This is a genomic window from Pseudonocardia pini (genome assembly GCF_013870575.1).
Taxonomy (GTDB): domain Bacteria; phylum Actinomycetota; class Actinomycetes; order Mycobacteriales; family Pseudonocardiaceae; genus Pseudonocardia; species Pseudonocardia pini.
Window position 1 is genome coordinate 1 of the sequence record NZ_JACBXB010000306.1, and the last position, 6,136, is coordinate 6,136.

Sequence of the window (6,136 nt, forward strand, 5' to 3'; positions counted from 1 at the left end):
ACCTGACCCGGCGGCACCACCACCCGGAACGGGTCCCGCTCCCCCGACTGTGGGGTGCTGAAGGTCCACACGCTGAGCGTGTCCTCCGCCCCGAGTAGCCCCAACCCCTCCTCGGCGGCCTGTTTGGCCAGGTCCAGCCGGGTGCGGCCGGTGCCGGGCACGGCCTGGCCCATGGATCCCGAGACGTCGAGCACGAAGACCAGGTTCGCCTTCTTCCGCAGGTCCGTCCAGGACGCGACGATCTCCGCCAGCACGGCGGCGGGCGGTGGCCTGAGGACCGCGAGCCGCGTCTCCGGGAGCAGCCCGTTCTCCCGGGCGATCGGCGCGCCCGGCACGCCCTCGGAGCTGCGGAACGCCGCGTCGGTGAACCGCCGCTGCTGGTCCGGCTCGCGCAGGTAGGACAGGAAGTCCGCGGCCGCGGCCTGCTTCGGCGCGTCCACCCACGGCGCGGTCAGCGTGAGGAACGGGTTGTCGCTGAGCAGCGTGCCGTCCCGGGGGTAGATCGCGACGAGCGGCACGCGGGGCTTCGCGCCCTGGCCCGCGGTCGCCGGGTCGCCGGAGGGGTTGCCCTGGTTGTAGTCCCAGACCGACTTCTCCTCGACCGTCACCGCGCTGATGTAGGACAGCGAGTTGCCCCGCGCGTCCGCCTCCGCGAGGTTCCGCAGGAAGGTGAGCGTGGTGTCGCCGTAGTGCACCACCCCGCTCTCCACCCGCTGCACGAACGCGCGGTTCGGCTCGGCCGCGACGTCCGCGGAGACCAGGTCCGTGGACCGGCCGGTGGCGGCGAAGAAGGCGGCGACCGTGGCGTTGAGCCCGGAGGTCGACAGCGTGGGGTTGGTCTTGCCCAGCCGGAACGTGCCCCACTCGGGATGCCCCTGGGCGCCCCAGCCCGCCGGGTCCGCCTCCAGCGCGGCCAGCTCGGTCCAACCGATCGCCCTGTCCGGCCAGCCCAGTGCCTCCGCCATGGGCTGCGGCATGGCGATGACCAGCGGCGTCTGCGCCACCGACGGCTGGTCGGCGGGCACCAGGTTCGGCCGGTCCGCCGCGGTCAGCCGCTGCTCCAGCACCCCGGCCCAGGACGACGCGGCCGGGCTCCAGACGTCCGGTCGCGGCCCGCTGGCCGCCTCGTTCCAGTCCGCGGCCAGCGCCTCGGCCGCCTCCCCGGACGCCATCGAGGTGACCCGCACGTCCGCACACCGCCCGTCGACCTGCCGGTCGGCGTTGTTGTAGCTGTTCGCCACCGCGGACAGCAGTGCCGCCTTCTCCGACGACGCCGTGACGTTCAGCGGCACGCAGTCCGCCCGGTCCGCGCGACTCGGCGCCGGGTCGTCGCCCCCGCCGCCGCCTCCGGTGACCAGCGAGCGGACGACGAACACCAGGACGGCGCCCAGCACGACGGCCACGACGATCGGGACCCACCGCCGACGCGGCCGGGTCGAGGGTGAGGTCACGGGCGGCCTTCCTGGTCCAGGGGTGATCACGCTAGCGGGCCGGTCCGACGGTTCTCGTCCGGCGCGACCGGATCGTTGCGGGAACTGTCGGTGGGGGCGGGCATGCTGTGCCGGTGCTGTCCACGACGAGCGAGTACGGCGTCCTGGGGGTCCGGGACGTCGACTTCCGGCTGGAGCGGTTCGCGCCGTCCGCGGACCTCGCCGACCTGGTCGAACGGCACTGGGAGGTCACCTGGGAGCTGCCGCCGGGGCGGTCGGCGTCGGTCACGCTGCTGCCGCACCCCTGCGTGAACGTGGTGCTCGACGGCGGGCGGCTGGCGGTCGCGGGCGTGGGGCGGGACCGCTTCACCTACCGCTACACCGGCGCGGGGCGGGTGTTCGGCACGAAGTTCCGGCCGGGCGCGTTCCTGCCGTTCCTCGGCGAGCCGGTCTCGTCGATCACCGACGCGACGGTGCCCGCGTCGTCGGTCTGGGGGTCTTCGACGGAGGAGCTGGCCGCGTCGATGCAGGGTCCGGCGGCGGCGTCGATCGCACGCATGGAGGGGTTCCTGCGGGAGCGGTGGCCCGAGCCGGACCCGAACGTCGAGCTGGTCGGGAGGATCGTCGGCGCGCTGCTGCGGGACCGGGAGGTCGCGCGGGTGGAGGAGGTCGTCGAGCGGTTCGGGATCCCCGCGCGGACCCTCCAGCGGCTGTTCAACCGGTACGTCGGCGTGAGCCCGAAGTGGGTGCTGCGCCGGTTCCGGCTGCACGAGGCGGCGGCGCGGCTGGCGGAGGAGCAGGAGCGGCCGTGGGCGGAGGTGGCGGCCGAGCTCGGGTACTTCGACCAGTCCCACTTCATCCGGGACTTCACCGCCGCGGTCGGGCTCACCCCCGTCGCGTACGCGCAGGCCTGCCGACGGCGGGAGGAGCCCGTCAGCGCGTGAGGCGGGCTAGGTTTCTGTTCGGAACCCAGATAGGGTGCGGCCATGACCGAGGTGGAGGTCCGGCGCGAACGGACGCACACGTGGCAGGACCCGGCCGGCATGGCGGCCGCGGTGAGCATGAGCGGCATGGAGGTGTTCACGGCGCTGCTGGCGGGCGAGCTGCCCCCGCCGCCGATCCTGTCCCTGGTGGGCTTCGACCTCGACTCGTTCACCGAGGGGCGCGTCGTCTTCCGCATGACGCCGGGGGAGCACCAGTACAACCCGCTGGGCACGGTGCACGGCGGCGTCTACGCGACCCTGCTGGACTCGGCGATGGGCTGCGCGGTCCACACCACGCTCCCCGCGGGCGTCGGCTACACCAGCCTCGACCTGGATGTGAAGTTCCTCCGCCCGATGACCGCCACGACCGGCGAGGTGAAGGCCATCGGCTGGGTGGTCAACTCCGGCCGCCGGACCGCGCTGGCCCGCGCCGAGCTGCGGGACTCCGCGGACCGCCTCCTGGCCGACGCGAGCTCCAGCTGCCTGCTCCTGCGCTGACGACACCGCCCGCCCCTGCGGCAGGGGCGGGCGGAGGGCGTCGGTCAGACCGAGGCGGTCTGGTAGGTGTAGTACGCCTTGCCGTCCACGACCTTGTAGGCCGCGATCGCGGCGAAGTTCACCCGGTCGCTGAAGGTGCCGGTGAACGTCTCGCCCGGCTGCACGGTCTTGGCCTGGTTGAAGCCGTCGCCGGCGATCCGCAGGGTGACCGGGTCGCCGCCGGTGTTGCGCACCACGACCTTGTCGAGCCGGCCGTCCTTGTCGGTGTCGATCGCCTTCACGTCGAGCCGGGGCTTCACGGTGCAGCTCAGCGCGGCGTAGGGGAGCTTGCCGGTCGTGTAGATCGCCTTGCCGCCGTTCCAGTCGTAGGCGGCCCAGGTGACCTGGCCCGCGGGCACGGAGCTCTTGCCGGTCTCGAAGCGCTGGTAGAAGCGCTCGCCCTTCGCGAGGCTCACCTTCTTCTCGCCGTACGCGGTGGTGACCCTGAGGTCGATCTTGGCGCTGTGCCGGTTCTCGACGAAGACGGGGAGGACCACGCGCTCGCGGGCGGTGTCGCACTCGGTCTTGGCGTTCGCGCCGACCGCGATGGTCGCGGGCGCCGGGTCCGCAGCCGCGACGCCGGTGAGGAGCAGGCCCCCACCGAGGGTGACGGCCACGGCGGCGGCGATGGCGCCGAGGTGCAGCTTGCGCATGGTGTTCTCCTGTGAAACCCCCGAGCGACCGCCGTTCGGCCGCTTCCATGGGGCCTTTCGGCCCATAAGTCCGGGTCGTTACGGCGGACCGTGTGCGACCGAACGCAGATCGTCACTTTTGGGGACGGTCCATCGCGATGATCCACTTCTCGGGAGCGAGACCGCCCGTCCCCCGTGTGGATCATGGAGGGTCCGCGGCCCACGTCAGGCTCCATCCGGCACACTCGGGGCATGCCGGACGACGACGACTCCACGGCCCTCCCGCAGACCTGCGTCCGCTGCGGCAATCAGGCCCTCGTACGGATCGTCGGCCGCTGCAGCGACTGCATCGGCCGGCTCGGCCTCGCGCAGAACGACGAGTACGCGGCCTGGCGCGCCGAGGTGAAGAAGGAGTTCGGCGTGCAGGGCTGAGCGCCGGAGGGGTAACGGCCTCCGCGATGTGCCCGATTGAGGAGCAGCGTCCCTACTCTGTCCGGAGCACACATGTCCTCATCGCCGCGTCCCTCACCGTCCGGGAGACGGCGTGGACGCCTGACGCTGCTGGTCGTCGGGCTGGGGTTGCTCGCTCTGGTCGGCGCGGGGGTCGTGGTGAACCTCGGCAACGGATCCAGCCCGTTCACCGCGGAGCCTGCGAGGACCCTCACCGATCGTGAGTGGGCGCTGATCGCGAAGGACCCCGATGCCCACTCGGGGGAACGCGTCGTGGTGCACGGCAGCGTCACCCAGTTCGACGCCAACCTGGGCGACTCGCGTTTCGTCGCCCGGGTGCAGGGCACGCCGGAGACCGGCGAACACAGCTCGTCCGTGGTCGTCGTGGGGCGGTCCCGTGAGCTGGCGGCGATCGTCGAGGGCGACGAGTTCCGCGCCGAGGTCACCGTCGCGGGCGCAGGAAGCTACTCCGCGAACGGCAACGGGGCGTCGGTCCCCGAGCTCGAGATCGACGCCCTCTCCCTCACCCAGGCCTGATCAGGCGGGGGCCGGGATGGCGCCCACTCGGGCGAGGAGGTCGAGGTGGTTGGTCTCCGCCGTCGAGTGGCGGCCGGTCCCGGTGGAAACGCGGCCGGGCGCGGGTGCGAGAAGAAGGTCCGCGGGGGTGTCCTTTCCGACGTCCTCCCGTTCGTCCATCGGATGACGCCGGCCCCCGCCGGTGCACGAGCCGAGGAGTCGCCATGCCGCAGTACGCCGCCATCATCTACAGCCGCGACGTCGACTGAACCCAGCCCGAGTTCGCGCAGGAGACGAAGGACTACGCCGAGTTCTCCCAGTCCGCCGCCGCGATCCTGCGCGGGGGTGCCGCGCTCTACCAGACCACCACCGCCACGACGGTCCGGGTGCAGGGCGGGAAGGGCGGGGACGTCGTGACCACGGACGGCCCCTACGCCGAGACCAAGGAGGCGCTCACCGGCTTCTACCTGCTGGAATGCGCTGATCTCGACGAGGCGGTCAAGGTCGCCGCCACCATCCCGGGCGCCTGGGACGGGGCGGTCGAGGTGCGTCCGGTGATCGACTTCGGGGGCTGAGTGAGCGATCCCCGCGCCGCCCTCGTCCGCCTCGTGCGCGACGAGGGCAGGCGCGTCCTCGCAACCCTGGTCCGGCTGACCGGCGACCTCCAGCTCGCCGAGGACGCGGTGCAGGACGCCACGCTGCGGGCACTGGAGGCCTGGCCCCGCGACGGCGTCCCGGCCGAGCCCCGCGCGTGGCTCACCCTCACCGCGCGGCGGCGGGCGATCGACCTGGTGCGTCGGGAGTCCGCGCGGCCCGCGAAGGAGGTCCTCGCGATGCCCGGTGAGCCCGAGCCGCCCGAGACGGTGCGCGACGACCAGCTCCGCCTGCTCTTCACCTGCTACCATCCCGCGCTGGCACACCAGGCGCAGGTCGCGCTGGCGCTGCGCACCCTCTGCGGGCTGAGCGTGGCCGAGGTCGGCGAGGCGCTGCTCGTGCCGGAGGAGACGATGGCCAAGCGCCTCACCCGGACCCGGCAGAAGATCGCGACGGCGCGGATCCCGTACCGGGTGCCCGCCGACCACGAGCTCCCGGACCGGCTGCGCGGGGTGCTCGCCACGGTGTACCTGCTGTTCACGGAGGGGTACGACCCGATCGGCGAGCCGCGCGCCGCGCTGGTCGACGAGGCAGTCCGGCTGACCCGGCTCGTCCGTGAGCTGATGCCCGGGGAGCCCTCCGTGCTCGGCCTGCTCGCCCTCGAGCTGCTCACCGACTCGCGGCGCGTGGCCCGCCGGGACGCGGCCGGTCGTCCGGTCCTGCTCGCCGACCAGGACCGGACGCGGTGGCGGAGGGAGCTCGTGGAGGAGGGGGTCCTGCTGGTCGGGGAGGGACTGCGGCGCAGCGCCGACCGACCGGACCCCTACGTGGTGCAGGCGGCGATCGCGGCCTGTCACGCGCTCGCCCCGACCTGGGCGGACACCGACTGGGCGGCCGTCGTGTCCTGGTACGACGTGCTGCTCGCGGTCGCCGGGACGCCGGTCGTCGCGCTCAACCGGGCGGCGGCGGTCGCGGAACGCGACGGGCCCGCGGC

General features: G+C 73.2%; 9 protein-coding genes. 6 read left to right on the top strand and 3 right to left on the bottom strand.

All coding sequences use genetic code 11. The annotated features are described in order from the left end of the window. A partial coding sequence (locus tag H5J29_RS17685; protein WP_181782059.1) for a substrate-binding domain-containing protein occupies nt 1-1,451 on the bottom strand: 1,451 nt, incomplete at its 3' end. 113 nt (nt 1,452-1,564) lie between these two features. Between H5J29_RS17685 and H5J29_RS17690 the strand changes: the two genes are divergently transcribed. Together H5J29_RS17690 and H5J29_RS17695 are read left to right on the top strand one after the other, a co-directional pair. Then, nucleotides 1,565-2,374 (top strand): AraC family transcriptional regulator, encoded by an 810-nt coding sequence (locus H5J29_RS17690; protein ID WP_181782060.1) that lies wholly within the window; start codon nt 1,565-1,567, stop codon nt 2,372-2,374. 42 nt (nt 2,375-2,416) lie between these two features. Next, on the top strand, nt 2,417-2,911 hold the full coding sequence (locus H5J29_RS17695) for a PaaI family thioesterase (RefSeq protein WP_181782061.1): 495 nt from the start codon (nt 2,417-2,419) through the stop codon (nt 2,909-2,911). A gap of 44 nt (nt 2,912-2,955) precedes the next feature. Here H5J29_RS17695 and H5J29_RS17700 read toward each other — a convergent pair whose 3' ends face one another. Further along, a complete protein-coding gene (locus H5J29_RS17700) occupies nt 2,956-3,603 on the bottom strand; it encodes a hypothetical protein (protein WP_181782062.1) in 648 nt (215 codons plus the stop codon). A 231-nt stretch (nt 3,604-3,834) separates the two neighbouring features. On the opposite strand from H5J29_RS17700, the gene H5J29_RS17705 reads away from it, so the two are divergent. Together H5J29_RS17705 and H5J29_RS17710 are read left to right on the top strand one after the other, a co-directional pair. After that, nucleotides 3,835-4,014, top strand: coding sequence for a hypothetical protein (locus tag H5J29_RS17705; protein WP_181782063.1), 180 nt, complete (start codon nt 3,835-3,837; stop codon nt 4,012-4,014). A gap of 72 nt (nt 4,015-4,086) precedes the next feature. Further along, nucleotides 4,087-4,569 (top strand): hypothetical protein, encoded by a 483-nt coding sequence (locus tag H5J29_RS17710; RefSeq protein WP_181782064.1) that lies wholly within the window; start codon nt 4,087-4,089, stop codon nt 4,567-4,569. On the opposite strand, the gene H5J29_RS17715 is transcribed toward H5J29_RS17710, so the two are convergent. Continuing rightward, the gene (locus tag H5J29_RS17715; protein WP_181782065.1) at nt 4,570-4,728 is read right to left on the bottom strand and encodes a hypothetical protein; all 159 of its coding nucleotides are present in this window, start codon (nt 4,726-4,728) and stop codon (nt 4,570-4,572) included. Nucleotides 4,729-4,883: 155 nt separating this feature from the next. Between H5J29_RS17715 and H5J29_RS17720 the strand changes: the two genes are divergently transcribed. Together H5J29_RS17720 and H5J29_RS17725 are read left to right on the top strand one after the other, a co-directional pair. Further along, nucleotides 4,884-5,123, top strand: coding sequence for a YciI family protein (locus H5J29_RS17720; RefSeq protein WP_246393993.1), 240 nt, complete (start codon nt 4,884-4,886; stop codon nt 5,121-5,123). Continuing rightward, a partial coding sequence (locus H5J29_RS17725; protein WP_181782066.1) for an RNA polymerase sigma factor occupies nt 5,124-6,136 on the top strand: 1,013 nt, incomplete at its 3' end. It abuts the gene before it with no gap.